At 67.8% G+C, this 26,332-nt stretch carries 24 protein-coding genes and 1 riboswitch; of the genes, 11 read left to right on the plus strand and 13 right to left on the minus strand.

All coding sequences use genetic code 11. From position 1 onward, the window contains the following. Nucleotide 1 precedes the first annotated feature (1 nt). The 10 genes from ACCD06_RS25825 to ACCD06_RS25870 form a co-directional block, all read right to left on the minus strand. Nucleotides 2-1,843 (minus strand): chloride channel protein, encoded by a 1,842-nt coding sequence (locus tag ACCD06_RS25825; protein ID WP_136703910.1) that lies wholly within the window; start codon nt 1,841-1,843, stop codon nt 2-4. A 209-nt stretch (nt 1,844-2,052) separates the two neighbouring features. Further along, nucleotides 2,053-2,646 carry a hypothetical protein gene (locus ACCD06_RS25830; protein WP_146205341.1) on the minus strand — a complete coding sequence of 198 codons (594 nt, stop codon included), beginning with the start codon at nt 2,644-2,646 and terminating at the stop codon, nt 2,053-2,055. Between the two features lie 67 nt (nt 2,647-2,713). Beyond that, nucleotides 2,714-3,016, minus strand: a complete 303-nt coding sequence (locus ACCD06_RS25835; protein WP_146205342.1) for a hypothetical protein — start codon at nt 3,014-3,016, stop codon at nt 2,714-2,716. 311 nt (nt 3,017-3,327) lie between these two features. Then, nucleotides 3,328-4,668 (minus strand): hypothetical protein, encoded by a 1,341-nt coding sequence (locus tag ACCD06_RS25840; protein ID WP_413344508.1) that lies wholly within the window; start codon nt 4,666-4,668, stop codon nt 3,328-3,330. A 126-nt stretch (nt 4,669-4,794) separates the two neighbouring features. Next, entirely contained in the window at nt 4,795-5,496 is a 702-nt protein-coding gene (locus tag ACCD06_RS25845; RefSeq protein ID WP_413344510.1) for an ABC transporter ATP-binding protein, read from the minus strand. Beyond that, on the minus strand, nt 5,493-7,208 hold the full coding sequence (locus ACCD06_RS25850) for an ABC transporter permease subunit (RefSeq protein ID WP_413344512.1): 1,716 nt from the start codon (nt 7,206-7,208) through the stop codon (nt 5,493-5,495). Before ACCD06_RS25850 ends, ACCD06_RS25845 begins: the two co-directional genes overlap by 4 nt. Continuing rightward, nucleotides 7,201-8,073 carry a branched-chain amino acid ABC transporter permease gene (locus ACCD06_RS25855; RefSeq protein WP_413344514.1) on the minus strand — a complete coding sequence of 291 codons (873 nt, stop codon included), beginning with the start codon at nt 8,071-8,073 and terminating at the stop codon, nt 7,201-7,203. Before ACCD06_RS25855 ends, ACCD06_RS25850 begins: the two co-directional genes overlap by 8 nt. 4 nt (nt 8,074-8,077) lie before the next feature. Further along, nucleotides 8,078-9,214 carry an ABC transporter substrate-binding protein gene (locus ACCD06_RS25860; RefSeq protein ID WP_413344516.1) on the minus strand — a complete coding sequence of 379 codons (1,137 nt, stop codon included), beginning with the start codon at nt 9,212-9,214 and terminating at the stop codon, nt 8,078-8,080. Nucleotides 9,215-9,285: 71 nt separating this feature from the next. Next, nucleotides 9,286-9,401: riboswitch (TPP riboswitch) on the minus strand. 33 nt (nt 9,402-9,434) lie between these two features. After that, nucleotides 9,435-10,349: a DMT family transporter gene (locus ACCD06_RS25865; protein ID WP_136703916.1), complete on the minus strand. Its 915-nt coding sequence runs from the start codon at nt 10,347-10,349 to the stop codon at nt 9,435-9,437. 123 nt (nt 10,350-10,472) lie between these two features. Then, entirely contained in the window at nt 10,473-10,805 is a 333-nt protein-coding gene (locus tag ACCD06_RS25870) for a (2Fe-2S) ferredoxin domain-containing protein (protein ID WP_413344519.1), read from the minus strand. Nucleotides 10,806-10,991: 186 nt separating this feature from the next. On the opposite strand from ACCD06_RS25870, the gene ACCD06_RS25875 reads away from it, so the two are divergent. The 6 genes from ACCD06_RS25875 to deoA are packed head-to-tail and all read left to right on the plus strand — an operon-like array spanning nt 10,992 to nt 16,529. Beyond that, a complete protein-coding gene (locus ACCD06_RS25875) occupies nt 10,992-12,131 on the plus strand; it encodes an ABC transporter permease (RefSeq protein WP_413344521.1) in 1,140 nt (379 codons plus the stop codon). Between the two features lie 3 nt (nt 12,132-12,134). Beyond that, on the plus strand, nt 12,135-13,109 hold the full coding sequence (locus ACCD06_RS25880; protein ID WP_413344523.1) for an ABC transporter permease: 975 nt from the start codon (nt 12,135-12,137) through the stop codon (nt 13,107-13,109). Nucleotides 13,110-13,113: 4 nt separating this feature from the next. Beyond that, nucleotides 13,114-13,533 (plus strand): cytidine deaminase, encoded by a 420-nt coding sequence (gene cdd / locus ACCD06_RS25885; RefSeq protein ID WP_413344525.1) that lies wholly within the window; start codon nt 13,114-13,116, stop codon nt 13,531-13,533. A 15-nt stretch (nt 13,534-13,548) separates the two neighbouring features. Further along, nucleotides 13,549-14,382 carry a purine-nucleoside phosphorylase gene (locus ACCD06_RS25890; RefSeq protein ID WP_109072979.1) on the plus strand — a complete coding sequence of 278 codons (834 nt, stop codon included), beginning with the start codon at nt 13,549-13,551 and terminating at the stop codon, nt 14,380-14,382. After that, nucleotides 14,379-15,206, plus strand: a complete 828-nt coding sequence (deoC, locus tag ACCD06_RS25895) for a deoxyribose-phosphate aldolase (RefSeq protein ID WP_413344527.1) — start codon at nt 14,379-14,381, stop codon at nt 15,204-15,206. Before ACCD06_RS25890 ends, deoC begins: the two co-directional genes overlap by 4 nt. Before the next feature lie 3 nt (nt 15,207-15,209). Further along, on the plus strand, nt 15,210-16,529 hold the full coding sequence (deoA, locus tag ACCD06_RS25900) for a thymidine phosphorylase (RefSeq protein WP_413344529.1): 1,320 nt from the start codon (nt 15,210-15,212) through the stop codon (nt 16,527-16,529). Nucleotides 16,530-16,600: 71 nt separating this feature from the next. Here deoA and ACCD06_RS25905 read toward each other — a convergent pair whose 3' ends face one another. Continuing rightward, nucleotides 16,601-17,536 carry an IS110 family transposase gene (locus ACCD06_RS25905; RefSeq protein WP_085083272.1) on the minus strand — a complete coding sequence of 312 codons (936 nt, stop codon included), beginning with the start codon at nt 17,534-17,536 and terminating at the stop codon, nt 16,601-16,603. A gap of 302 nt (nt 17,537-17,838) precedes the next feature. After that, on the minus strand, nt 17,839-19,017 hold the full coding sequence (locus ACCD06_RS25910) for a nicotinate phosphoribosyltransferase (protein WP_109072976.1): 1,179 nt from the start codon (nt 19,015-19,017) through the stop codon (nt 17,839-17,841). A 393-nt stretch (nt 19,018-19,410) separates the two neighbouring features. Here ACCD06_RS25910 and fliL point away from each other — a divergent pair, with 393 nt between their 5' ends. The 4 genes from fliL to ACCD06_RS25930 all read left to right on the plus strand — a co-directional run bounded on the left by fliL (nt 19,411) and on the right by ACCD06_RS25930 (nt 23,193). Further along, the gene (gene fliL, locus ACCD06_RS25915) at nt 19,411-19,905 is read left to right on the plus strand and encodes a flagellar basal body-associated protein FliL (RefSeq protein ID WP_136703924.1); all 495 of its coding nucleotides are present in this window, start codon (nt 19,411-19,413) and stop codon (nt 19,903-19,905) included. Between the two features lie 91 nt (nt 19,906-19,996). Next, the gene (gene gor, locus ACCD06_RS25920) at nt 19,997-21,364 is read left to right on the plus strand and encodes a glutathione-disulfide reductase (protein WP_413344531.1); all 1,368 of its coding nucleotides are present in this window, start codon (nt 19,997-19,999) and stop codon (nt 21,362-21,364) included. 174 nt (nt 21,365-21,538) lie between these two features. After that, on the plus strand, nt 21,539-22,021 hold the full coding sequence (locus ACCD06_RS25925; RefSeq protein WP_413344533.1) for a hypothetical protein: 483 nt from the start codon (nt 21,539-21,541) through the stop codon (nt 22,019-22,021). 272 nt (nt 22,022-22,293) lie between these two features. Next, nucleotides 22,294-23,193 (plus strand): manganese catalase family protein, encoded by a 900-nt coding sequence (locus ACCD06_RS25930; protein ID WP_413344824.1) that lies wholly within the window; start codon nt 22,294-22,296, stop codon nt 23,191-23,193. A 24-nt stretch (nt 23,194-23,217) separates the two neighbouring features. Here the strand turns inward: ACCD06_RS25930 and ACCD06_RS25935 are convergent, their stop codons facing one another. Then, complete coding sequence (locus ACCD06_RS25935) at nt 23,218-24,582, minus strand: AmpG family muropeptide MFS transporter (RefSeq protein WP_413344535.1); 1,365 nt, start codon at nt 24,580-24,582, stop codon at nt 23,218-23,220. Nucleotides 24,583-24,886: 304 nt separating this feature from the next. Here ACCD06_RS25935 and ACCD06_RS25940 point away from each other — a divergent pair, with 304 nt between their 5' ends. Then, the gene (locus ACCD06_RS25940; protein WP_413344537.1) at nt 24,887-26,278 is read left to right on the plus strand and encodes a class II 3-deoxy-7-phosphoheptulonate synthase; all 1,392 of its coding nucleotides are present in this window, start codon (nt 24,887-24,889) and stop codon (nt 26,276-26,278) included. Nucleotides 26,279-26,332 lie beyond the last annotated feature (54 nt).

Below are 26,332 nucleotides of genomic sequence, written 5' to 3' on the forward strand. Positions count from 1 at the left end.
GTCAGTCGCGCCCCCAAAGCCCCCGCTCGCCCAGATCCTCGCCGCGCTGCCGTTCCAGCGCCTGGGAATAGCGGCGGAGCGCGAAGGACTCCGTCACATAGCCGATGATCCGCCGGTCGGTGGGAGAGGACAGCACCGGCAAGGCCTCCACCTCCTCGCTGCCGAAGCGGTTCAGCACGGTGCGGGCGTCGTCCCCCGGCATCAGGACCGCGTCGGCCTTGCAGGCCAGCGATCCGACCCGCGTCTCGGTCGCAGCCGCGTCCTGGTCCGGGTCGTGGATCATCGACATGTCGACAATTCCGGCATAGCGCCCCATTTCGTCCACCGCGAAGACCGCCTTGGTCGACCCCAGCGGGTAGAGGCGGCGTAGCGCCTCCACCGTCAGGGTGGCGGGCACCGTCTTGGCATCGCGGCGCATCAGCCGGAAGGCCGTCAGTTCCGACAGCCAGCCGATGTCGTAGGCGCCGCGGATCGGCACGCCGCGCAGGTGGAAGCGCCAGGTGGCGAAGGAATAGCCGAAGGCCTGACGCACCACCGTGGTCGACAGCACCACCCCGATCAGCACGCCCGAGGCCGCCCACAGATCCTGCGTCGTCTCCAGCACCAGCAGCACCATGGTAACCGGAGCGCCGACGATGCCGGCGGCGACCGATCCCATGCCGACCAGCAGCAGCAGGCCGCTGTCGATCCCCAGCCCCGGCAGGAAGGCGGCGGTCGTCTGCCCCAGCAGGCCGCCGAACAGCCCACCGATGAACAGCGAGGCGCTGAACAGGCCACCACGGAACCCCGAACCCAGCGACAATGCCGATGCCAAAATCTTCACCACCAACGTCACCCCCAGCGCCAGCACGCCGCCCGCCAGTTCGGGCGGAACGGCGCCGGGGCCACTGCCCATCACCGCCGGCACGGCGAGCGCCAACGCGCCCACCGTCAGCCCGCCGATGGCCGGCCGCGTCCAGCGGGGGACCGGCAGGCGGTTGAATCCGCGCTCCGCCACCGTCACCGCCTGCATGGCGAGGATGCTGAGCCAGCCGGCCAGGAAGCCGACGACGCCGCAGGCGGCGTAATCCCAGCCGGCGATCTCGACCGGCCGGCCGAGCGCCAGCGATGCCTCGCCGCCGGTCAGCAGGGCCGACACCGCCACCGCCATCGCCGCAGCCGCCCCGACCGGGGCCAGCACTGCCAGCGTATAGCCGCCGAGCACCAGTTCGAAGGCATAGAAGGCGCCGGCCAGCGGCGCATGGTAGGCCGCGGCGATGGCCGCCGCCGCCCCGCAGCCGACCATGGTGCGCAGATCGGCCCGGCGCAGCCGCAACCGCTGGCCCAGCGAGGAGGCCATCCCGGCGCCGGCCTGGGTATAGGCCGCCTCCATGCCGACCGACGCGCCGGAGATGTTGGACAGGGCGGTCGTCACCGTCAGACGCAGGCTGTCGATCAGCGACATCTTGCCGCCGTAGAGCGCGTTCGCCTCCACCGCATCGACGATGGCGTTGGGGCGCCAACGCCGCACCAGCGTCGACAGGATGCCCAGCAACAGCCCGCCCGCCACCGGCACACCCAGCGTCCGCAGCAGGTCGGGCACGCCCTGCCCCAGCCGTTCGCCTTCCGGCAGGTCGAAGGCCAGCGCCTGCGCCAGCAACACCGCTTCGTGCAGAAGCCCGACCGCCAGCCCGACCACCCCGCCGACCAGCGCGGCAAGCACCACCACCGCCAGCGCGCTGTTGCGTACGCTCCAGCGGTCGGACACGGTTGTGGCCGCGGACGCATCGAGCGTCGCATAGGGATCGTTGCCGGCGCGGGCGTTTTCGCCCACGCCGTCGAGGGAGGCCGAGTTGTCAGGCATGATCACGCGAACATTGAAATCGATCCAACTGGAATACGTCCGCCAACGTCGTCAGGTTCCCATCGCTTCGAACGCGGGGAAGCTGTTGGTGGTAAGCACTCGCTCCGAACGAAGCCGCGCGCTTGATGCCGGATCGCTGACGCAAAACGGCGGGGAGGTGCATCCTACACGACCGCCGCCCAAAACAGCTTGGAGAAAACGGTGTGTTCCTACCGGGCGTAGCTTGTCGCCCGATGCAGATGGACGGCTGTATCGAAGATTAATGCCAGCGTTTCCTGATTGAAATGGCGGCGCGCGATCAGAAAAAGCAGTTCATGCAGAAGCCAAGGCTTGGTCGCACCGCCTGGACCCGGCTGAACGAATGGCGCCTTTTCCAGATCGATATCCAGAATAGCCTCCGACACCAATCTCAGAACCACCAGTTCCTGGACACGGCCGAAATATCTGTCGGTAATCCGTGGGCCGGTATGTCCGATGTGTATAATCCGGTGACGCAGCAGGCGGAAGGCGATCATGCCGGCAATCTTGCCCTCGGCAATACCTTTGGTCCGAACGTCCTCCGCCCGGAAGCCGCGGCGCAGCATCAAAAACCGGAGATCGTTCTCAGCCTCCCGAAAGGCAGATTCCAATTCGGGTTCCGATATCCATATGCGATCGAAATGGAGGTCCGTCGTCCGACCGGATTTGGCCGAAAACGCCTGTATCTGGCGGACGACGAGCTTCACCGTCTTATAAAATTGCTTCGTGAGTTCCTTGAGCATTTCCTCAGTCAGGAAACTCGGCAAATCTTTTTCAGCAGACACAATGAAATCTCCACCGAGAGAGCGGAAACTCCCCGGTTATGATCCGCAAAATTTCTGAGTTGGACTGCTAAAGCCCCAGGTCATCCACTGCTTGTACCAAGCTGTGTGTGAGATCCCCGGATATATCGGCCTCTTCAGCAACGCGCGGAATCGTCGACGAGCGAATGCGCTGAAGCAATCGATCCGGAGTGACTCCACTATTGGTCACCGGCGCAAATTCGATGTTCAGGGCACGATGCGCGACGTTGGATGCAATTTCCCCCAATGCGTCGTCCGATCCAACGAGGTCCAAAAAGGACATACCCAGTAGCCCCATGAGCATCCATTCCAATGACGCATTTTTAGGATCGATAAGAATGAGAGTCAACATCCCTGCCAAAGAATTCGCCACTAGCCGCATATGCCGCAGGACTTGATAAAGGCTACCGGCAAAAGGCGGGACCAATCCATATCAAAAGTTACAATCGCATGGAATCTCCAACCTTCGAGAAGGACAGTTTCGCTGCCTGTGATCAATGAAATCCGCAAAGTGCTCCACACGGCCGATGCGCCCAAGACTCGAACATAACTCGTCTTGAAGCCATGCGCAGGTTATGACGGAGTTTCGGAAGCCCATTCCAAAGAAATGTCGAAGTGTAGCTGCCGAAGCACCGTCAGCATGATCAGCAAGCAGGGAATCCGTCAGGGCTTGGCTTGCTGCGGTTTTGATTGCGGCTTCACTGTCGCCGGCGCGGGCGCCGACGGAGCGGATGGGGCCGGTGCGGGGGATGCTGAGGGCGATGCTGCCGGGGCCTGCGCCGCAGGTGCCAGCTGAACGGGCGAAGGCTGAACCGGAGCCGCGTCGGTGGTGGTGGGCGACGGCGCGGTTCCGGCGCGGCGCAGCACCTGGGCGAGGTTGTCGCGCACCTTGTCGGCCAGCGCGACGTCGGGTTCGCCGGCCTCGTGGAAGATCACGGTGAACAGCCGGCGCTGCGACAGCAGGAAATTCAGCGTGACGTGCAGCTTGCCCTGCGGCATCGCGCAATCGACCGATCCCGTGCGCAGCCAGACGGCACCGGCCTGTTCGGACGGGTTCAGGCTGACCGTCGGCGTGCCTTCGCAGCGCTGCTTCATGGCGTCGGCGAAGCTGTCCGACAGTTCGTCGATCTTCGCCCCCTCGCCCACCGCGCGCTCGCGGATGCCGCCGACGATGGGCCCGAAGCGCCAGGCGACATCGGCCGGGCGGCGCTCCTGCGGGACCTTGTCCATCGGCACCAGTTCGGCGTCATGCACCCCGGCCGCCGTCAGCAGGCTGTCCAGCCCTTCCGGCAGGCGGTTCTTCTTCTCCGCCGGGCGGCCGGCGGCGACCTTGATCGGCGGGACGTTGCCGCCCTTGTCGACGCAGGTCTTCAGGTCGCCCAGCACCTTCTTCGTGCCGTCCAGCTTGAAGGCGATGCGGTCCGAGGCCGACGAAACCACCAGTTCGTTCCCGCCCATCAGGGCGTTGACCAGCTCCTCGTCCTTGCCGTTGGAGACCACCAGCATGTCCGGCTGGGAAGCGATGGCGACCCGTTCCCGCTTCAGCTTCTTGTCGACCTCGATGGTCACCGGCCATTCGCCGCCCTTGGGCAGGTCGGCACCGGGAATGCCGATGCCGATGTTGGTCTCCCCCTTCGGGCTGCGGGCGAACATCAGCACATGGCCGGAGGTGAATTCCCCCTCCGCCACGCAATAGGCGAAGCTGCCGTCCTTCTTCTTGGCGGCGCCGCCGTCCCAGCTCTCGATCAGTTCGCCCGGCCCCTCCGGCTTCGGCGAAGCGGCGGCCTTGTCGCTGCCAGGGGTGCCGGCGGCGGACGGATTGGCCGGCTTGGCGCCCTGCTGCGGCGCGGCAGGAGTCAGGATTTCCTCTTCCGGCTCGGGCAGCCCGTAATAGGCGGCCGGCGGCATGTTCGGTTCGACCGGCACCAGATCCGCCACCGCCGGAGTCGACGCCACCCCCAGCAGGAGGAGCGCGGACAGCGAAGCGGCAAGGCGGGCGGTCATCACGAGGTAATCCATAGATGGTTGTGGCGGCGAAGCTATCCGCGACCGCCCCCATCCGCAAGCCCAACCGCCCTTCCTGTTGCGGGAGGCTGACACCTGTTGCACGGGACACGCAGGGGGATGCTCCTACCCCCCGAAGAACGCCCCCCGCAGCGCCTCGTCGGACAGCGACGCGACCGGCCCATCGCCGACCACGCGGCCCAGCCGCAGCAGGACGGCGCGCGGCGCGACCGCCAGCGCGCGTGCCGCGCTCTGCTCGGCCAGCAGCACCGCGGTGCCCGCGGCGGCGATGCGGCCGACGGCGGAAAAGACCTCGTCGGCCAGCTTGGGCGACAGGCCGAGCGACGGCTCATCAAGCAGCAGCAGGCGCGGCCGGCCCATCAGCGCGCGGCCCAGGCTCAGCATCTGTTGCTGACCACCGGACAATCGCCAGGCGCTCTCGCCGCTCTTGACGGCGAGGTCGGGGAACAGGGTGAAGACGCGCTCGACATCTTGCGCGCGGTCGCGGGCGGCGGGCAGGCCGGCGACCTCCAGATTGTCGCGCACGCTCATGCCGGGGAAGACCCGCCGCCCCTCCGGCACATAGCCGATGCCGCGCCTCACCCGCGCCTCGGTCGCCAGCGGGAGGAGATCGGCGCCGTCGAACCGCAGTTCCCCCCGTGCCGGCACGAGGCCGAGCAACGCCTTCAGCAGCGTCGACTTCCCCGCCCCGTTGGCGCCGAGCAGCGCCACCGTCTCCCCGCCCGCGACGGTCAGCGACACGCCGTCGAGCGCAGTGGCGCCGCCATAGCCGGCGGTCAGGTTGCGGATGGACAGCAGCGGGCTCATGCCGATCCCGCCCGGCCCAAGTATGCGGTTGCGACCGCCGGGTCCCGGCGCACGCCACCGGCCGGGCCGTCATAGATCACCCGCCCACGGTCGAGGCACAGCACCCGGCCGGCCAGCGGCAGCAGGAATCCCATGTCATGCTCCACCAGCAGGATCGCCATCCCTTCCCCAGCCAGATCGCGCAGCAAAACCGCCAGTTCGGCCTTTTCGCCGTCGGTCAGTCCGGCGGCGGGTTCGTCCAGCAGCAGGATCGCCGGCCGGCGGACCAGGGCGCGGGCCAGTTCCACCCGCCGCCGCAGCGCCGCCGGCAACCCGTCGCAGGACTGCCCGGCAAGTTCGCCGACGCCCAGCCGGTCGAGCGCCCAGCAGGCATGCGCCTCCGCCGTCGCGGCGTCCGGATCGAAGGCGAGGCGGGCGGCAGCCACCGCCTCCAGCACGCCGGCCCCGGCGGGCAGAGCCGCCGCCTGGAAACTGCGGGCCAGTCCGGCACGGGCCAGTCGGTCGGAACGGGCGCCGGTGACGTCCTGTCCGCCGAGCCGCACCCGCCCGGCATCCGGCCGCTCCAGCCCCGACAGCAGGTTGATGACCGTTGACTTGCCCGACCCGTTCGGCCCGATCAGCCCGGTGATGCTGCCCGGCCGCAGCTCCAGCGACACGCGGTCCACCGCCCGCACGCCGCCGAAGGATTTCCGCAAGCCCTCGACCACCAGCCCATCCGGCCGGGCGGGCGGCGGCGGCGGCTCCCTCGCCTCCACCGGCGAACAGGGCTTGCCGCCGTACAGGCGGGCCGTGAGGCGGTGGAGGAGCCCGGTCAGCCCGTCCGGCGCCAGCACGACGGTCAGCAGCAGGGCGGCGCCGTAGATGACCAGATAGCCACGCTCCAGGAAGCGGAACCATTCCGGCAGATGCAGCAGCAGCACGGCACCCAGCACCGCCCCGGCCATCCGCCCCCGACCGCCGACGATGGCGATGGTGAGGATGGAGACCATGACCGGGAATTCCAGCACCTCCGGCGAGACGACGCGCTGGGTATGGACGGCCAGCGCTCCGGCCGCCCCGGCGAAAACCGCGCTGATGCCGAAGGCCACCAGCCGCAGCCGGCCGACATCCAGCCCCAGCGTCCCCGCCGCCAGCGGATCGTCGCGCAGCATGGTCAGCGACCGGCCAAGCCGTCCGCGCGCCAGCCGCCAGCCGATCAACCCGCCGAGAGCGACAAGCCCCCAGACCAACCCGGCCATCGGCAGCCCGCGCGGCACCGCCCAGCCGAACAGCACCACCGCCGGCACCCCGGCGAGCCCATTGGAACCGCCGGTCAGTTCCGGCAGATTCACCGCCAGCAGATGGAGCACCTGCGCGATCCCCAGCGTCGCCAGGGCGAAGTAATGCGATTCCAGCCGCAGCACCGCCAGCCCGACCGGCAGCGCCAGCAGCAGCGGAACCAGCATCGACAGCGGAAAGGTCACCTCGAAGCCGAGGCCGTAGCGGCTGCCGAGGATGCCGGTCACATAGGCGCCGACGCCGAAGAAGGCGCCTTGCGCCAGCGACAGCGCACCACCCAGGCCGAAGACGATCTGGAAGCCGAAGGTCGCCAGCGCATACACACCTGCGACGGTCAGAACGCGCAGGCCATAGGGCGAGGCAAAGGCCAGCGCGTAAACCAGCAGGGCGAGGGCGCCGGCGGTGAGAATGACGGCCGACCGACGCTCAACCACGGCGGCGCACCGCTTCGCCGAACAGCCCTTGTGGCCGCAGCACCAGAATCGCCAGCAGCGTCAGGTACAAAGCCCCCAGCGCCACCGGGTAGGACAGCACCGACGACACCCCCACCTCGAACAGCGCGATCAGCAGCGCCCCCACCACCGCGCCCGGCACGGACCCCCAACCGCCCACCGTCACCGCGATGTAGGCCTTCAGGATCAGGTCCCCGCCCGATGTCGGCGTGACGAAATAGCGGTTGGCCAGCAGCAGTCCGGCCGCCCCAGCGCAGGCGGCGCCGATGGCGAAGGTCACCAGGATCATGGCGGTGACCGGCACGCCACAGGCACGCGCCATCTCCGGATCCTGCGCCGTCGCACGCAGCCGGCGGCCCAACTGCGTGCGTGCGAAAACCCATTGCTGCGCCCCGATCAGCAGGGCCGCCACCACGACGATGGCGAGCGACTGCTCCGGCACCGCCAGCCCGGCGATGTGCAGCGTTTCGTCGCCGAACAGCGGCGGCGCGGCGCGCGGCTCCGGCCCGAAGAGGATGGCGGCCCCGTTCTGCAGGATGATGCCGACCGCGATGGTGCTGATGAAGACCGAAACCGGCGGCCGGCGGCGCAGCGGCAGATAGGCGGCCAGGGCCAGCAGCAGACCCAGTGCCGCCATCAGCACCAGCACCACCGGCAGCAGGACGATGCCCGGCAACGGGATCAGCGGCGCCAGCGCCACCGCCAGCAGCCCGCCGGCCATCACGAGGTCGCCCTGGGCGAAATTCACCGCCGAGGTGGCGTTCAGCACCAGCACGAAGCCAAGCGCCACCAGGGCGTAAGCCGCCCCCAGCGCCACCCCATTGACCAGCAGTTGAAACGCCGCCATCCGCTCACTTCGCCGCGAGCGTCGGGTCGTCGTACCGCTTCACCAGCTTCGGCACGCGGCTGGTCCCATCATAGCAGACGATGACGGCGGAATGGGCCATGTTGCCCTTGCCGTCGGACTTGTAGGTCATGGCGAGTCCCTTGAAGGTCCCCGACGACAGCTCCTTGCGGATCGCGTCCGGCGTCCGGGCGCCGGCCTTCACCGCCTCCAGCACCATCGTCATGCCGTCATACTGGCCGAGCGCGAAGGCGTCCGGGTCCTTGCCGAAGGCGGCGCGGTAGGCCTCGGTGAAGGCCTTGACCTCCGGCGTGTCGCCGGAAATCGGCGAGGCCGCGGTCTCGGCACAGACGCCCTTCAGTTCCGCCGGTTCCAGCAGGGCCGCGGTGCTCGGCTGATGCATGGCGGAACCGGCGACGATCGGCAGGGTCACCCCACTGGACGCCGCCTGCCGCAGCAGCAGCGCGGTCGGACCGGAATGCAGGTGCAGCACCAGCACGTCCGGCTTGGCGGCCAACGCCTTGGTCAGCACCGGCAGCAGGTCCTTGGCCGCCGGGTCCACCCCCTCCTCGAACACCGGGGTCACGCCCAGCGCCTTGAAGGCGGCGTCGAGATGGGTCTTGCCGCTCTGCCCATAGGCGGTGGTCTGATAGATGATCGCCGGCTGCCGCTTGCCCAATTCCTCCACCACATAGCGGGCGTGGGCGGACTTGGTCACGGCGTCGCCGGGGAAGAAGCGGAAGACCCAGGGGTTGCCCTGCTCGGTGATCGATGCGGTGCCCGACACGGTGACCAGCGGCAGCTTCAACTCCTGCGCCAGCGGCAGCATCGCCAGCATCTGGGTGCCGAGCATGCTGGCGGCGACCGCCCCGACGGTTCCGCTGCCGGCCGCCCGCTCCAGCGCCGTCACCGCCGCCTCGGGCGACGTACCCGTGTCGACGACCTCCGACGCGATGGCGACGCCGGCCGGCGTCTGCTTCAGCGCCAGGACAGCGCCGTTCCGCTGGCTGGTGCCCTCCAGCGACAGGAATCCGGTCAGCGGAACCAGCACCGGAAAGGACAGCGTGTCGTCGGCCCGCGCCGCCGGGGACAGGCAGGACGTGGCCGCCAGCAGGCCGATCAGAAGGGGAAGCGCGCGCCGCATGACCGAAAACTCCTCAACTCGCGCCGGCAACCGGAGCGACGCGGAGGGGACGGGGCGTTTGTGGCTGATCCGTCGGGTTCCGGTCGGCTCCCTTCGCCGGCATGACCCGGATCAGGTTCGATGGGTGTGGTCTCAGCCCCCGCATCCGCCGATCCGGCGAAAGGCAGGGGCACCCCAGCCGTGAACAGGCGGCGAGAGTGTCGCCGCCGGCCCCATCCTGTCAAGAACCCAGCCGGCGACGCGCCACCAGCGTTTCACGATGCAGGATGTAGAGTCCGCTGCCGATGATGACCATGGCGCCGGCGATCACCGGCGCGGTCGGCAAATCGCCAAACACCAGCCAGCCGAACAGGCTGGCCCAGACCATGCCGGTATATTCGAAGGGCGCCACCACCGCCGGCGGCGCGCGGCGGAAGGCCTGGGTCAGCAGCACCTGCGCGCCGGCGCCGATCGCGCCGACCAGCGCCATCAGCCCCAGCGCGAAACCGGTCGGCGCCGTCCACACCGGCACCGCCAGCGCCCCACTGACCACCGTCGTCGTCAGCAGCAGATAGAGCACGATGGACGCGCTGGTCTCCGTCCGCGACAGGCCGCGCACGGCCAGCGCCGCCAGCGCATAGAACAGGGCAGCGCACAGCCCGACCAGCACCGGCACCAGCGGCGCCCCCGCCGAGGGCTGCGCCATCACCACCACGCCGCCGAATCCAACCACCACCGCCGCCCAGCGCCGCCAGCCCACGGGTTCCCCCAACAGCGGTGCGGACAGCGCGGTGATGAACAGCGGCCCGGCGAAGCTCAGCACATAGACGTCGGCCAGCGGCAGTTCGCGGAACGCATAGAAGAAGCATCCCATCGAGATCAGCCCGGCGAAGGCCCGCCAGACATGCCCCCAGGGCCGCCGCGTCCGCATCGCCGCGATTCCGCCGCCGCGCCAAAGCGTGTAGCCGCCCACCAGCAGGAAGGCGACCAGCGAGCGCACGAACATCAGCTGCGGCACCGGGTAATCGGCGGTCAGGAACTTGATGAGCGTGTCCATCGCCGCGAACAGCAGGATCGCACCCAGGAAGCAGCCGACGGCATAGGGGACCGAATCGGCCTCGGCTGGCAGCAGGTCGGCGGTCTCGGCGTCGGTCATGGAGTTGGTTCGGAAGGGCAATGGCGGAGGTTGCCCACATTATGGGCAAACGCTTCTGCGTCCCAATGCCGCAACCGCAGGTCTGATAGGCGTGGGGTTTTGGAAGTGATGGCTGGCGATGCCTCACCTTGTCAGCACCATCACCAGCCGCTCCACCGGTGCATCGCTCACCAGATGCGACTCGACGATCTCGTCGATGTCCTCCGCCGTTTCCGGCCGGTACCAGATGCCTTCGGGATAGACCACCATCAGCGGCCCGGCCGAGCAGAAGCCGAGGCAGCCCGTCATCGCCATACCGACGTCGGCCAGACCCTTCGCCTGGATTTTCTGGTCGAGCCGCTGCCACAGCGGGTGGGCGCCCTTGGCGGCACAGCTACCGCGCGGATGGCCGGACGGGCGCTGCTGGGCGCAGCAAAAGACGTGGTGGCGAAAGGTCTGAGGAATGTCGAGCGGCATCGGGCATGCTCCATAACCATAAAATTTCTATGGTTTAGAAGCATGCCAGATTGCTGCGCTGCGGCAAGAGTTTTTGAAATCCTTCTAACCCACGGCAGCCGCAGTGATTCCGGCGCGATGAAATGCTTGGTCGGCAGAGCATTGGCGGTTAAGAATCCGCGGCAGGGGGCAATCCAGGAGACGCCGGTGCTGCTGAGCGGATCGGGGAAGGGCCAGCCGGGCGCCGTGCCGGGCTGGGTCGGGTATGCGCTGCTTCCGGTTCTCAACCTCGTCGCGGCCTTCGTGCTGTCGGGGCTGGTGATCCTGGTGATCGGCGAGAATCCGGTCGACGTGCTGTCGCTGCTGCTGTCGGAGGCTCTGGGCTACCCGGAGGCCATCGGCTACACCCTTTATTACACCACGGACTACATCTTCACCGGGCTGGCGGTCGCCATCGCCTTCCATTGCGGGCTGTTCAACATCGGCGGCGAGGGGCAGGCCTATCTCGGCGGGCTCGGCGCCGGGCTGGTGGCGCTGGCGCTGACCGGCTGGCCCTGGCCGGTGGTGGCGCTGCTGGCGGTATTGGCGTCCGCCCTGTTCGGCGCCGCCTGGGCCTTCATCCCAGCCTGGCTGCAGGCCAAGCGCGGCAGCCACATCGTCATCACGACGATCATGTTCAACTTCATCGCCGCGTCGATCATGACCTGGCTGCTGGTGGACGTGCTGATCCGTCCCGGCAGCCAGTCGCCGGAAACCCGCGAGTTCGATCCCGGCGTCTGGCTGCCGTCGATGGACCGGGCGCTCGGCTGGTTCGGCATCGCCATCCCGGCCTCGCCGCTGAACCTGTCCTTCCTGTGGGCGCTGGCCTGCTGCCTGCTGTTCCACATCTTCCTGCGCCGGACCCGCTGGGGCTACGAGCTGCGCACGGTGGGCCGCAACGAGCGGGCGGCGGTCTATGCCGGCATCTCGCCGGCGCGGAACATCATCATCGCCATGCTGATCTCCGGCGCTCTGGCCGGCTTCGTCGGCGTGAACGAGATCCTGGGCGTGCAGCACCGGGTGATCCTGAACTTCACCGGCGGCGTCGGCTTCGTCGGCATCGCCGTGGCGCTGATGGGACGCAACCATCCGGTCGGGATCATTCTGGCCGCCTTGCTGTTCGGGGTTCTGGCGCAGGGCGGCGGCCAGCTGTCCTTCGACTATCCCACGATCAACCGCGAGCTGGTGATGGTCATCCAGGGCTTGGTCATCCTGTTCGCCGGCGCAATGGAGAACCTGTTCAAGCCGCAGGTGGAGGCGCTGTTCCGCCGCCGCGGCACCGCCGCGGCAGATACGGGAAGGGGCTGAGCGATGGAGGACGCGCTTCTTCTGGCGCTGCAGCTGCTGGGCGCCACCATCCGGGTGGCGACGCCACTGGTGCTGGCCGCCTTCGCCGGCATGTACTGCGAGCGGTCGGGGGTGGTCGACATCGGGCTTGAAGGCAAGATGCTGGCCGGCGCCTTTTTCTCCGCCGCCGTCGCGTCGACGACGCTCAATCCCTGGCTCGGACTGCTGGCCGGCATCGCCGCCGGGGTGGCGCTGGCGCTGGTCCACGGCTTCGCCTGCATCACCCACAACGGCAATCAGGTGGTATCGGGCATGGCGATCAACATCCTGGTCGCCGGGCTGGCGCCGACGCTGGCCTATGCCTGGTTCCAGCAGGGCGGCCAGACCCCGCTTCTGCCCAACCAGGCGCGCATTCCCGCGGTGGAGTTGCCGGGGGTCGACGCGCTGGCCGGCGTGCCGGTTCTGGGGCCGGTCTACCGCGAATTGCTGAACGGCAACAACGTGCTGATCTGGGTGACGCTGGTCCTGGTGATCGCCACCCAATGGGTGCTTTACCGCTCACGCTTCGGGCTGCGGCTGCGGGCGGTGGGCGAGAATCCGGCGGCGGTCGACACCGCCGGCCTGTCGGTGACGAAGCTGCGCTATCAGGCGCTGCTGGTGACCGGAGCGCTGACGGGGATGGCCGGCTCGTATCTCTCCACCGGCCATGGCGCCGGCTTCGTCCGCGACATGACCGCCGGCAAGGGCTATCTGGCGCTGGCGGCGCTGATCTTCGGCAAATGGCGGCCGGGACCGACCCTGTTCGCCTGCCTGCTCTTCGCCTTCACCGATGCGGTGCAGGTGCGCCTGCAGGGGGTGGAACTGCCGGGCATCGGCGTGATCCCGGTGCAGTTCATCCAGATGCTGCCCTATGTGCTGACCGTCCTGCTGCTGGCCGGCTTCGTCGGCAAGGCCATCGCCCCGAAGGCGAGCGGCATCCCCTATGTCAAGGAGCGCTGACGCCATGACCGACCCGGCGGAGCTGTCCCGGATGATCGAAGCGGCCCGTGCCGCGCGCGAGAACGCCCACGCCCCCTATTCCAAATTCAAGGTCGGCGCCGCCATCCTCGGCGAATCGGGGCGCATCTTCGCCGGCTGCAATGTGGAGAATGCCGCCTACCCGCAAGGCCAGTGCGCCGAATCGAGCGCCATCGGCGCCATGATCACCGCCGGCGACCGCCGCATCCGCGCCATCGTCGTCATGGGCGGCGAGGCGGGGGCGGAGGAAATCTGCACACCCTGCGGCGGCTGCCGCCAGCGCATCCGCGAATTCGCCACGCCGGAAACCCCGATCCACATCTGCGACCCGGCCGGTCTGCGGCGGACCTTTTCGCTGGAGATCCTGTTGCCCGAATCGTTCGGCCCCACCAATTTAGCCTTCTGAGCGGAGTTTCCCGACATGACGGCAGCCCGCGCCGCCGCGGACATCCTTCACCGTGCCTCCGGCCACCGGCCGCGGGTCGGCATCGTGCTGGGTTCCGGCCTGGGCGGCATCGCCGACCGCATCGCCGACGCGGTCGTCATCCCCTACACCGACATTGCCGGCTTCCCCATCCCCAGCGTGTCCGGCCATGCCGGACGGCTGGTCGTTGGGCAGCTCGGCGGGGTCGAGGTCGCCTGCATGCAGGGCCGCGTCCATGCCTATGAAGGCAACGGCTTCGATGCGCTGAAGACCGCCGTGCGGGCGCTGAAGCTGGCCGGCTGCGACACGCTGGTGCTGACCGCCGCCGTCGGCTCGCTCCGGCTGGAGGTCGGGCCGGGCCGGCTGATGGCGATCAGCGACCATCTGAACCTGCTGGGCGCCAACCCGCTGACCGGCCCGAACGACGAGGCCTTCGGCGAGCGCTTCCCCAGCATGACCGACGCCTGGGATCCGGCTCTGCGCAGCCTCCTGAAGGAGGTGGCGGCCGGCTTGTCCATCGATCTGGCGGAGGGCGTCTATGCCGCCTATCCCGGCCCATCCTTCGAGACGCCGGCCGAGGTCCGGATGATGAAGCTGCTGGGTGCCGACGCGGTCGGCATGTCCACCGTTCCGGAATGCATCATCGCCCGCCATTGCGGCCTGCGGGTCGTCGGCTGCGCCGTCGTCACCAACCTGGGGGTCGGGCTCGGCGACGGGCCGGTCGACCACCACCAGACCCTGACCGCCGCGTCGGCGGCAGCCGCCGACCTGGAGCGCCTGCTGGTCGGTTTTCTCGAACGCCTGCATGAAAAGGACGGGTCCCGGTCATGAAACTGTCTGCCGACCTGCAAAGCGCGCTCGATGCCAGCGCCAACGCCCCGTCCGACGCCGATCTGGCGCGCCGTGCCGTGGGCATGCTCGACCTCACCAGCCTGAACGGCGACGACAGCGACCGGGTGGTGCAGGATCTCTGCACCCGCGCCGTCACGCCCGTCGGGCCGGTCGCCGCCGTCTGCGTCTGGGCGCGCTTCGTCCCCACCGCCCGCAAGGCGCTGGAGGGAACGGCGGTAAAGGTCGCCACCGTGGTGAATTTCCCGACCGGCGAGGCGGACGCCTCCTCGGTGGCGGCGGAAACCCGGCGCGCCATTGCTGACGGCGCCGACGAGATCGACGTCGTGCTGCCCTACAAGGCCTTCATCGACGGCGCCCGCACCCAGCCGATGAATGTCGTGAAGGCCTGCCGCGAGGCCTGCGGCGACAAGGCCCTGATGAAGGTGATCCTGGAATCAGGCGCCTTCCCCGACGCCGACCTGCTCGCCTGGGCAGCCCGCGACGCCATCGCCGCCGGGGCCGATTTCCTGAAGACCTCCACCGGCAAGACCCAGCCGGCCGCCACCCTGCCGGCGGCGGCGGTGATGCTGGACTGCATCTATGAGTCGGGCAAGCAGGTCGGCTTCAAGGCGTCCGGCGGCATCCGCGACGCGGCGGAGGCAGCGCGCTATTTGGCGCTCGCCGACCATATCCTGGGGGAAGGCTGGGCGACGCCGCAGACCTTCCGCTTCGGCGCCTCCAGCCTGCTCGACTCGCTGCTGGTGGCGGCCGGACATGGAGAACGGGAAGGCGAACGCGAGCCGGCCCCGGCGGGAGGGTACTGAAGCATGCTTCCGCAGGAGATCGTCCGCGCCAAGCGCGATGGCCAGCTGCTCGACGCCGCCACCATCCAGGATTTCGTGCGCGGCATCACCGACGGCAGCGTGTCGGAGGCCCAGGCGGCGGCCTTTGCCATGGCCGTCTTCTTCCGCGGCATGAGCCTGGACGAACGGGTGGCGCTGACCCGCGCCATGCGCGATTCGGGCACGGTGATGGAATGGCGGTCGCTGAACCTGCCCGGCCCGGTGATCGACAAGCATTCGACCGGCGGTGTCGGCGACAAGGTCAGCCTGATCCTGGCGCCGATGCTGGCGGCCTGCGGCGGCTTCGTGCCGATGGTGTCGGGGCGCGGGTTGGGCCACACCGGCGGTACGCTCGACAAGTTCGAGAGCATCCCCGGCTATCGCGCCAAGCCCGACAATGACCTGCTGCGCCGGGTGGTGAAGCAGGTCGGCTGCGCGGTGATCGGCGCCACCGACGACATCGCCCCGGCCGACAAGCGGCTCTATTCCATTCGCGACGTGACGGCGACGGTCGAATCGCTCGACCTCATCACCGCGTCGATCCTGTCGAAGAAGCTCGCCGCCGGGCTGGACGCGTTGGTGATGGACGTGAAGTTCGGCAGCGGCGCCTTCATGCAGCGCCTCCAGGATGCCGAGGCGCTGGCCGAGAGCATCGTCACCGTCTCCAAGGGCGCGGGCCTGCCGGCGGTGGCCCTGCTGACCGACATGAACGAGGTGCTGGGCCGCAGCGCCGGCAATGCGCTGGAGATGCGGGAATGCCTCGCCATCCTGCGCGGCGAACCGGCCGAACCGCGACTCTACGAGGTGACGGCGGCGCTGGCGGCGGAACTGCTGGCGTTGAGCGGGCTGGTGCCGGACGCGGCGGCCGGGCGCGCCATGGCCGACCGCTCCATCGCCAGCGGCGCGGCGGCGGAGCGTTTCGCCCGCATGGTCGAAGCGCTCGGGGGGCCGGCCGACCTGCTGGAGCAGCCGGACCGCCATCTGGAACGCGCGCCCATCGTCCGCCCGGTGTTCGCCGAGCGGGCCGGATTCGTTGGCGCGATCGACACCCGCGGCGTCGGCATGGCGGTGGTGGCGCTGGGCGGCGGCCGAACCAGGACGACCGACGCCATCGACTTCGCCGTCGGCTTCGACGAGGTGGCCGGGTTGGGCGACGCGGTGGGTCCGACGGAACGTCCGCTGGCGATCCTGCACGCCCGCACGGAGGCGCAGGCCGACGAAGCCGAACGCCGCCTGCGCGCGTCGGTCACGGTGAGGGATGCGGCACCGGAGCGTGGCCCGCTGATCGCGAAACGCTTGGGGTGAGAAGCGCTTAACCCCTTCTCCCCACTCCTTCTCCCCCCTGGGGAGAAGGTTGGGATGAGCAACTGTCTTGTTCATGTGTTGGTGGGAATGGCTGCCAGTGCGTCACGGACCCGAGCGTTGAGAATTGTCAGCATTTTGTGGATGACAGCGACGACGGCGACCTTTCCCGGCTTTCCGGCGGCTCTGAGGCGCTCGGAGAAGGCTTTGAGGGTTGGATCATATCGCATGGCGGTTAGTGCGGCCATGTAGAGTGCGTTGCGCAGTCCAAGGCGCCCACCGCGGATCATGCGCTTGGCGTCGCTCTTGCCGCTTTGGCGGGTGTAAGGGCACACCCCAACCAATGCGGCGATCTTTCGCCGGTCGAGCCTGCCCAGTTCAGGCAACTCGGCCAGCAGGGTGGCGACCGTGACCGGGCCGACTCCCTTGATCGAGTGGATCGGCTTGGTCACGGCGGTCCAGGCCGGATTGGCCTGGATCTGCTTGGCGATCTCGTCGCTGATCCGCTCGATCAGCGTTTCGAGCCGGGTCAGCAGGCCGCGCGTGGCACGGCGCAGGGAGGTGCTGGTCAAGCCACGCAGTTGATTGTCCAGCGCGGTCTTCTGCTCGATCAGCTGGCGGCGCCAGCGCACAGTCTCAGCCAGCCGCTCGGTGGCTTGGTCGAAGACCGCCGGGGTGGTGGTGAAGGTCTGGGCGAAGCGGGCGATGACGCGGGCGTCGATGGCGTCGGTCTTGGCGAACTGACCGGCGGCCTCGGCGAAGCGGCGCACGCGTACTGGATCGAGGATGGAGACGGTATAGCCCGCCTCGGCGAACTTGCGGGCGCAGCCCTTCTCGAAGCCACCGCTGGCCTCCAGGGCGATGGTGATCTGGGCCGGCTCGCCGTGGCGTTCCAGCCACGCCATCAGTTGTTTCCAGCCCTGCTCGGTGTTGTCCACGCGCCAGGAAGCGTTGCCGGGCAGGAGATGGACATCGAGAGCGTCTTTGCTTACATCAATGCCGACAAATATGAGAAGAAGTGCCATTCTTCGGATCCCTTCCTTGCCTGTTCGGCGGTCGTGCCAGGCAACTGTTCGGGCGTGGAAGACGGCGGAGCGGTCCCAAGCTCATCCGCGGCCGGCCAGGGCCAAGGGTTTAGCGGGTGCCGCTCCACCCTGGGGGGTGGGGCATGCCCCACCCCCCAGGGCTTCTTCTCTAGCAAAATTCAAAGACACAAGGGGGTTCGGCGGAGCCGAAGAGAGCCACGAAGCGGATCCCCCTCACCCTAACCCTCTCCCGGGGGGGAGAGGGGATCCCGGGCGTTAGCCGGAGGTTACCGCCGAAACAGGAACTCGCGGCCGACCTTCACACGGCGTTCGCCGTCATACTCGATGATGTCGGCGGTCGCGTAGGTCTCGGTCCAGCGTTCGGGCAGGTAGCTGCCGGTGCCGATCACGTCCACCGGGGCATTGGCCTCCGCCATCAGCCGGCACTTGGCCGGGCCGAAGCCGCTGCTGGCGACGATCTTCACCGCCGGGAAGCCGGCCTCGTCCAGCCGTTCGCGCACATAGTGGATCGCGGCGGCAGAGACACCGGTGCCGATCAGGTAACGCAGTTGCGTCTCGTCGCGATAACCGCGGATGGCATGCGGCGCATGGCGCTCCAGCACGGCGTAGGAGCCGGGCGGGTCCAGCCCCTCGACGAAACGGCCGCCGGGGGTGTCGAGCCGCAGCGACAGCTTGCCTTGGGCGGCCAGCTGCGGGAAGCGGCGGCAGACCTCCAGCCCGTCGGTGATCTCGCGGCCGAAATAATCGACCAGGACGGTCAGCGGCAGGTCGGGGAAGGTCTCGTGGAACATCTCCGCCGCGCGCACGGTCGATCCGGCATAGCCGATCAGGGCGTGCGGCATGGTGCCCATGCCCCGTTCCTGCCCGAAGTAGAAGGCGGTGGCGTCGGTGGCGTTGCCGACGAAGCCCTTGGCGCCGACCTTGCGCTTGGCCCGGTCGGAGCCGACGGAGGCCGCATAGGCCATCATCTCCGCCATTTCCGTCCCGGCGCAGTGGCGGGCGTCCATGGCGAGGAAGGCGACCTTCGGCAGGTCGGCGCACATGGTGAAGGCGTTGTAGGCGGCGACGCTGGCCGGGCCCAGCTTCTGCAGCAGGATCGTCTCGCAATCGACCAGATGGTAGAAGGATCCGGTGATGTACATGATCGGCTCGCCGGCGCCGACCCACTTGCCCTCGGGGTAGTTCAGTTCGATCTGGAAGCTGGTGTTGCGTTCCCGCGCCACCGACTCCAGCCATTCCACCGCAAGGCGCGGGGCGCAGACCACCGGACGCCGCATGAAGATCGCATAGGTGACGGTCTTGTCGCCGAACTTGCCGACCGCCTCCTTGGTGCGGCGGAAATAGGTGTCCGTCCAGTCGGGCACCGCCGCGGAGGACGGATGGAGGGCCGTCGGCCGTCCATCGACTGACCGGCTGCCAACTGATCGGTTATCGGTGTCGCTCATACCCGTCACCCTCGCCTTCCGCCCCTGTCTATGCCCGTGTCCGCGCATGGCTTTGCAGTGCTTCGTTATGGATGGTCCGGCCACCGGACAGGGCAGCCGGCCGGTTGTGTTGGAATCCCAGCATTATACGCCCCGGTCGGTCGGGGGAAGAGGCTTCCCACCCTATCAACCCGCGGCGGATGGCTGCGTTGCGTTTTTCGGCGGGGATTCAGCGGCCGGTCTCTGGGAAAAATCTCAAATGCTTTTGAAAGCTACTCTGCAATCCCACAGTCAATCACCGTCCATCTGCCGGCAATCAAAGAAAAACCAGATAAAATACCTTCATTTGACCTACCATTTCCGCGCTTCTAGAGTTTTCGAACCGGTTCGGCGGCAGCAACTCAGCAGGGCGGAATGACCAAGACATCAGTCTCTGCCGAAGCCGGCCAAGGCAGCCTGCCCTCCTTCGATGGAACCGGAAACAGGATCGTCCTGGCATTGCTGGGGCTGATGCTGGCCTTCGCCGGTGCCGGGATCGGCAGTGCGCTGCTTCTGCGCCCGGCCCCCGCCCAGGGCGCCTATTCCCCTGCCCGCGTCGAGGCGGCACCGGCTGTCTATGCCGCCCTGCCCACGCTGACGGTCACGCTCAACGACGGTCGCCGGCTGCAGGAACTGCGGCTGCGCGCCGTCTTGGAATTCGACCCGTCGACCCCGATGGAGACGGTCACGCCGCATCTGCCGCGCATCGCGGACGCCATCGAACGGCGCCTGCTGGAGGTCGACCCGGCCGAACTGCGTGGGGCGGAGGGGCAGGTCTATGTCAAGGACGCGCTGCGCTACGTCGCCAACAAGACCATGCGTCCGCTGAAGCTTCGGCAAGTGCTGATCCAGGACATGCTGCTGCGCTGAGGGCGCGCTTCCCAACGCCTGCCCCGACCCCATATCCTGCCCGACGACATTCGTTCGTGGGTTAAAGGTCCAGTTGCGGAAGGAGACGGCCGTGGCCGAGTTCGATTTCGACCTCTTCACCATCGGGGCGGGGTCCGGGGGCGTCGCCGCCAGCCGGCGCGCGGCGTCCTACGGCGCCAAGGTGGCGATCTGCGAGGGCAGCCGCGTCGGCGGCACCTGCGTGATCCGCGGCTGCGTGCCGAAAAAGCTGCTGGTCTACGCCGCCCAGTTCCGCGACGGCTTCGAGGATTCCTGCGGCTATGGCTGGAACTCGCACACGCCGACCTTCGACTGGGAAACGCTGATCGCGCGCAAGGACCGCGAGATCGACCGGCTGAACGGCATCTACATCACCATGCTGAAGAACTCCGGCGTCACCCTGTATGAAGGGTTCGGCCGGATCATCGACCCCCACACGGTCGAGGTGGACGGCAAGCGCTACACCGCCCGCAACATCCTGATCGCCACCGGCGGCTGGCCGACCCTGCCGCAGGTGGAAGGGATGGAGCATGCTGCGACCTCCAACGAGGCGCTGCATCTGGAAACGCTTCCCCACTCCGTCCTGATCATCGGCGGCGGCTACATCGCCGTGGAGTTCGCCAGCATTTTCCGCGGGCTGGGCGCCGAAGTGACGCTGATGATCCGCGGCGACGACCTGCTGAACGGCTTCGACGACGACATCCGCATCGCTCTGGCGCAGGAGATGCGCAAGCGCGGCATCAACATCATCTCGCGCTGCAAGCCGGCGAAGCTGGAAAAGGGTCCCGGCGGCTATACCCTGACCGACCATATGGGCCGCGAGCATTCCGCCGGTCTGGTGATGGCCGCCACCGGTCGTCGCCCGAACACCAAGAATCTCGGCCTGGAAGAGGTCGGCATCACCCTGAACGAGGCCGGCGCGATCCCGGTGGACGAGTGGTCGCGGACCTCGGTCGACAGCATCTATGCCATCGGCGACGTCACCGACCGCATGGCGCTGACCCCGATCGCCATCGCCGAGGGCCGGGCGCTGGCCGAAACGCTGTACAACGACAACCCGATGCACATCGGCTACGACAACGTGCCGACCGCGGTGTTCTCGCTGCCGCCGCTGGGCACCGTCGGCCTGACCGAGATGCAGGCCCGTGCCAAATACCCGCAGGTCGACATCTACAAGGCCGGCTTCCGCCCGATGAAGCACACCCTGTCCGGCCGCGATGAGCGGGTGCTGATGAAGCTGGTGGTGGACGGCGAAAGCCAGCGCGTGCTGGGCTGCCACATGATGGGCATGGATGCGCCGGAGATGATGCAGCCGATGGCAATCGCCATGAACTGCGGCGCCACCAAGCGCGACTTCGACCGCACCATCGCGCTGCACCCCTCCACGTCGGAGGAATTCGTGCTGATGCGCGAGAAGGCGGAGCCGGAAAAGAAGATCTGAGCGGTCAACCGTACCGAAACGCAGTGGCGGGCTATCCGCAACGGGCCATGATCGGACTCCTCCGCTCATGGCCCCGTTACATTCCAGTGTAAGGACAGGAAATCCCTGGACCTACCCCGATTGTAGTACCTACCATGGTGGTACGAACAATTTTCCCAGGGAATGACTGTGAACATGCGCGGAATTTTTGCAGCGGCTGCCTGCGTTGCGGCATTCGCCTCGATCGGTACTGCACACGCTCAGACCAAGATCGGCGTGTGGGACGTCAAGATCGACAAGGACTGCGCCATTAGCCAGGAATGGAAGACCGATTCCAAGGATACCGCCACCATCGCCCTGGCCTACACGAACAAGGGTCAGGCGATGGTGCTGATCTTCGGTGATTCCGCCTGGAGGCTGAAGGAGAAGGAAGATCTCACCGTCTCCCTGTCGGTCGATAAGAAGTGGAGCGACAAGGTTCCGGGCGCTGCCATCGACAAGACGATGGCCGTCGTCGGTATTCCGGCAACCTCCAAGGCGATCGAGGCCCTGATGAACGGCCGCGAGCTTTACATGGAGATCGACGGCAAGAGCGACGATTACGCCTACACCTATTACCTCGACGATACCCGCAAGGCGATCTCCGCTCTGGAAGCCTGCCGCGCCCAGGCGCAGTAAGCCTCTGCGGCACTCATCGGCAAGTGCGCCCACCCGGACGTGAAAACCAGGGTGGGCACCCTGCACCACAGCCATCTTCTGTACGGAAGACAGTCCTTCCTGCCGCCGTTGGAATCCATCCGGCATAGCACTCCGAAACAGGCATTCTTCCTGGAACGCTTCTAAAGATCCTCGGTTGAGGACAGGGAGCGATCCGGTCCGGACCCGGTCGCGCCGATCCGCGGCCCCTGCTTAGCGGGCCATCAGACGCAGGAGGAGTCCCTCGCATGTTCATGCATAACAAAAAGCTCATGTACACGGTTCGCGTGTCGGAGCCGAACCCGGTGCTCGCTAGCCTCATGCTTGAGCAGTTCGGCGGCCCGCAGGGCGAGCTTGCCGCGGCCATGCGCTACTTCACCCAGGGTCTGGCCGACGAGGATCCGGGCCGCAAGGACATGCTGATCGACATCGCGACCGAGGAGTTGAGCCACCTGGAGGTCATCGGCTCCATCGTCGCCATGCTGACCAAGGGCGCCAAGGGCAAGCTGGCCGAAGGTGCGGAGGCGACCACCGACCTCTATGCCAACATCACCCAGGGCAACGGCAGCCACACCCTGTCGCTGCTGTATGGCGGCGGGCCGGCCCTGGTGAATTCGGCCGGGCAGCTGTGGACCGGCGGCTACATCGACAGCATCGGCGAGCCGACGGCCGACCTGCGCTCCAACGTCGCCGCGGAAGCGCGCGCGAAGATCATCTACGAGCGGCTGATCAACGTCACCGACGATCCGGGCGTGAAGGATGCGCTGGGCTTCCTGATGACCCGCGAGATCGCCCACCAGAAGAGCTTCGAGAAGGCGCTTTACGCGATCGACAACAACTTCCCGCCGGGCAAGCTGCCGGGCAAGCCGGAATACACCGACAAGTACTACAACATGAGCCAGGGCGAAGGCGACATGCGCGGCCCGTGGAACCAGGGCGCCCAGTGGGAGTTCGTCGACGTCAAGCCGACCGACGCCCCGGTCAGCGGCGGCGACGGCAACCCGACGGTCAAGCTCGCCGCGTCGGAACTGGCGGCGGTCAACGCCGTGGCCGCCCGCACCATGTCGAAGCCGGATTCCGATCCGACCACCGGCGCCGACCTGGGCGCGGGCCCGGGCGCCGGCAAGACCAAGACGACCACCGGCAGCCGCTAAGCGGCTCCGGCATCGCCGTCCCCGTCACTGGGCGGGGACGGCCGCCTCTTCTTCGCGGCGGTGCAGGCCCATCAGCCAGATCAGCAGGCACAGGGCCGGAATGGCGCCGGCCATCGACAGCAGGAAGAAGCTGACCCAGTCCATCCGCTCCGCCAGCCAGCCGGAGGACGCGCCGAACAGGTCGCCGCCCAGCTTGTAAAGGCTGGACAGCAGCGCGTACTGGGTCGCGGTGTAGGCGACGTTGCACAAGCTGGACAGATAGGCGACGAAGGCCGCCGTCGCGATGCCGGCACAGACATTCTCCACCGCCACCGTCATCGCCAGGGTCGACACGTCGTTGCCGTTCCAGGCCAGCACGACATAGCCCAGGTTCGACACCATCTGCAGGATGCCGCCGATCATCAGGCCGCGCAGAACCCCGACCTTGCCCACCAGCAACCCGCCCAGCAACCCGCCGGCGATGGTCGCCCACAGCCCGAACAGCTTGCTGACGTTGGCGATCTCCACCTTGGTGAAGCCCAGGCTGATGTAGAAGGTCGAGGACATCTGCCCGGCCAGCACCTCCCCCAGCTTGTAGCTGGCGATGAAGGCCAGGATCACCACCCAGCCGCGCCGTTCCATGAATTGGGCGAAGGGCGCCACCACCGCTCCGTAAATCCAGGCGAGCACGACGGCGCTGCGGCCCGACAGATGCGGCCGGTGACCCAGCCACTCCGCGATCAGCCTTTCGCGGGCGCTGGGCGGCGGCTCCTTCGGCTCGCGGCACAGCAGGATGGTGGCCATGCCGACCAGAACCAGCGCCGCCATCACCTCGTAGGCCGTGCGCCAGCCATAGTACTGCGCGATGTAGAGCGCGCCCGCCCCCGCCGCCATCATGCCGAAGCGATAGCCCAGCACCAGCACCGCAGCACCGGCGGCCTGCTGATGCTCCTCCAGCACCTCGACCCGATAGGCATCGACGACGATGTCCTGGCTGGCCGAGCAGAAGGCGACCAGCACGGCGCACATCGCCGTCCACCACAGGTCCTGCCCCGGATCGGTGGTGCCCAGCCCCAGCAGCGCCGCGATCAGCGCCGCCTGCGCCGTCAGCGCCCAGCCGCGCCGCCGCCCGAACAGCCGCGTCATCACCGGCAAGCGCAACCGGTCGATCAGCGGAGCCCACAGGAACTTCAGCGCATAGGGCATGGTGACCAGCGCGAAAAGCCCGATGTTGGTGCGGCTGACGCCCTGTTCGGTCAGCCAGACATTCAGCGTGGCGCCGGTCAGCGCCAACGGAAGCCCTTCGGAGAAGCCCAGGAACAGGATCGCCAGCACGCGCGGGTCGCGGTAGACGGACAGGGCCTGCCCCCAGGAGGACAGGCGCTTTGCCCGCCAGGATGTCGCTTTCACCGGGGAGGCTCCTCTCGGGCGTGGTCGGTTGCCCCCGATGTATACTGGCCGCGGCCACGCGCCGCCAGCGGCCCTTGATATATCGGATGTCGGGACGAAGGCGGGGCGAAGTTCCTTTCATCTGAAATTACCAGCGGTGGCAGGCGACCTGTCCCGATGGCACAGCATTGCCGGCAGGCGGGCCGAAACTGTGGAAAAGTTACCGCGAGTCGCGCTATAGAGTACCCCCCACGGGTTTCGCCGCCGGTCGTTCGCCGCCCGCCCGGCCCCCGTTCCGCAATCGTCAAGGAAGAGCAGGCGCGTCATGGTCGAGCGTTGGACACCCGCCAGTTGGAGGACGAAACCGGCGAAGCAGTTGCCGACTTATCCCGACCAGTCGAAGGTCGAGGCGGTCGAGCAGCGCCTGTCCTCCTATCCGCCGCTCGTCTTCGCCGGCGAGGCCCGCCGGCTGAAGTCCAAGCTGGCCGAGGCCGCCGCCGGTCAGGCTTTCCTGCTGCAGGGAGGCGACTGCGCCGAGAGCTTCGCCGAGTTCCACCCCAACAACATCCGCGACACCTTCCGCGTCCTGCTGCAGATGGCCGTGGTGCTGACCTTCGGCGCCTCGATCCCGGTCATCAAGGTGGGCCGCATGGCCGGCCAGTTCGCCAAGCCGCGCTCGGCCGACATGGAAGAGATTAACGGGGTCGAATTGCCGTCCTACCGCGGCGACATCATCAACGGCTTCGACTTCACCAGCGACGCCCGCGTTCCCGATCCGGAGCGCATGATGCAGGCCTACACCCAGGCCGCGGCAACGCTGAACCTGCTGCGCGCCTTCGCCCAGGGCGGCTACGCCGACCTGCACAAGGTCCATCAGTGGACGCTGAGCTTCGTCGAGAAGTCGCCGGCCGGCGAGCATTTCCAGGAGCTGGCCAACCGCCTGGACGAGACGCTGGCCTTCATGGCCGCCTGCGGCATCACCGCGGAGACGACGCCGCAGCTGCGCGAGACCGACTTCTTCACCAGCCACGAGGCGCTGCTGCTGCCCTTCGAGCAGGCGCTGACCCGCGTCGACAGCACCACCGGCGACTGGTACGACGTGTCGGCCCACATGCTGTGGATCGGCGACCGCACCCGCCAGCCCGACGGCGCCCATGTCGAGTTCCTGCGCGGCGTGAAGAACCCGATCGGCCTGAAGTGCGGCCCGACCACCGACCCGGACGAGCTGATCCGCCTGATCGACATCCTGAACCCGACCAACGAGGCCGGGCGCCTGACGCTGATCGTGCGCATGGGCTCCGACAAGGTGGCGGAGAAGTTCCCGCCGCTGCTGCGCAAGGTCCAGCGCGAAGGCCGCACCGTGGTGTGGTCCTGCGACCCGATGCACGGCAACACGATCAAGTCGACCACCGGCTACAAGACCCGCCCCGTCGAGCGGGTGCTGGCCGAGGCGCGCGGCTTCTTCGAGGTGCATCAGGCCGAAGGCACCCATGCCGGCGGCGTGCATTTCGAGCTGACCGGCCAGGATGTGACGGAGTGCACGGGCGGCGCCCAGGCCATCACCGACCACAATCTGGCGCTGCGCTACCACACCGCCTGCGATCCGCGCCTGAACGCCAGCCAGTCGCTGGAACTGGCCTTCCTGCTGTCGGAAAAGCTGAAGGAAGGCCGCCAGATCCGCGAGGCCCAGCGCCGCGCCGCGATGGCTGCCGAATAACCAGCTGCGGAATACAAATCGGGGGGCGCTTTCGGCGCCCCCCTTTTTCATGCC

This window comes from Azospirillum sp. CT11-132, assembly GCF_047302835.1.
Taxonomy (GTDB): Bacteria; Pseudomonadota; Alphaproteobacteria; order Azospirillales; family Azospirillaceae; genus Azospirillum.

Excerpts from the sequence above, each read along its gene's own strand:
- ACCD06_RS25825 (WP_136703910.1), bottom strand. The coding sequence starts at position 1,843 with ATGCCTGACAACTCGGCCTCCCTCGACGGCGTGGGCGAAAACGCCCGC.
- ACCD06_RS25835 (WP_146205342.1), bottom strand. The coding sequence starts at position 3,016 with ATGTTGACTCTCATTCTTATCGATCCTAAAAATGCGTCATTGGAATGG.
- ACCD06_RS25840 (WP_413344508.1), bottom strand. The coding sequence starts at position 4,668 with ATGACCGCCCGCCTTGCCGCTTCGCTGTCCGCGCTCCTCCTGCTGGGG.
- ACCD06_RS25845 (WP_413344510.1), bottom strand. The coding sequence starts at position 5,496 with ATGAGCCCGCTGCTGTCCATCCGCAACCTGACCGCCGGCTATGGCGGC.
- ACCD06_RS25855 (WP_413344514.1), bottom strand. The coding sequence starts at position 8,073 with ATGGCGGCGTTTCAACTGCTGGTCAATGGGGTGGCGCTGGGGGCGGCT.
- ACCD06_RS25860 (WP_413344516.1), bottom strand. The coding sequence starts at position 9,214 with ATGCGGCGCGCGCTTCCCCTTCTGATCGGCCTGCTGGCGGCCACGTCC.
- ACCD06_RS25865 (WP_136703916.1), bottom strand. The coding sequence starts at position 10,349 with ATGACCGACGCCGAGACCGCCGACCTGCTGCCAGCCGAGGCCGATTCG.
- ACCD06_RS25870 (WP_413344519.1), bottom strand. The coding sequence starts at position 10,805 with ATGCCGCTCGACATTCCTCAGACCTTTCGCCACCACGTCTTTTGCTGC.
- ACCD06_RS25880 (WP_413344523.1), top strand. The coding sequence starts at position 12,135 with ATGGAGGACGCGCTTCTTCTGGCGCTGCAGCTGCTGGGCGCCACCATC.
- cdd (WP_413344525.1), top strand. The coding sequence starts at position 13,114 with ATGACCGACCCGGCGGAGCTGTCCCGGATGATCGAAGCGGCCCGTGCC.
- ACCD06_RS25890 (WP_109072979.1), top strand. The coding sequence starts at position 13,549 with ATGACGGCAGCCCGCGCCGCCGCGGACATCCTTCACCGTGCCTCCGGC.
- deoC (WP_413344527.1), top strand. The coding sequence starts at position 14,379 with ATGAAACTGTCTGCCGACCTGCAAAGCGCGCTCGATGCCAGCGCCAAC.
- deoA (WP_413344529.1), top strand. The coding sequence starts at position 15,210 with ATGCTTCCGCAGGAGATCGTCCGCGCCAAGCGCGATGGCCAGCTGCTC.
- ACCD06_RS25910 (WP_109072976.1), bottom strand. The coding sequence starts at position 19,017 with ATGAGCGACACCGATAACCGATCAGTTGGCAGCCGGTCAGTCGATGGA.
- fliL (WP_136703924.1), top strand. The coding sequence starts at position 19,411 with ATGACCAAGACATCAGTCTCTGCCGAAGCCGGCCAAGGCAGCCTGCCC.
- ACCD06_RS25925 (WP_413344533.1), top strand. The coding sequence starts at position 21,539 with ATGCGCGGAATTTTTGCAGCGGCTGCCTGCGTTGCGGCATTCGCCTCG.
- ACCD06_RS25930 (WP_413344824.1), top strand. The coding sequence starts at position 22,294 with ATGCATAACAAAAAGCTCATGTACACGGTTCGCGTGTCGGAGCCGAAC.
- ACCD06_RS25940 (WP_413344537.1), top strand. The coding sequence starts at position 24,887 with ATGGTCGAGCGTTGGACACCCGCCAGTTGGAGGACGAAACCGGCGAAG.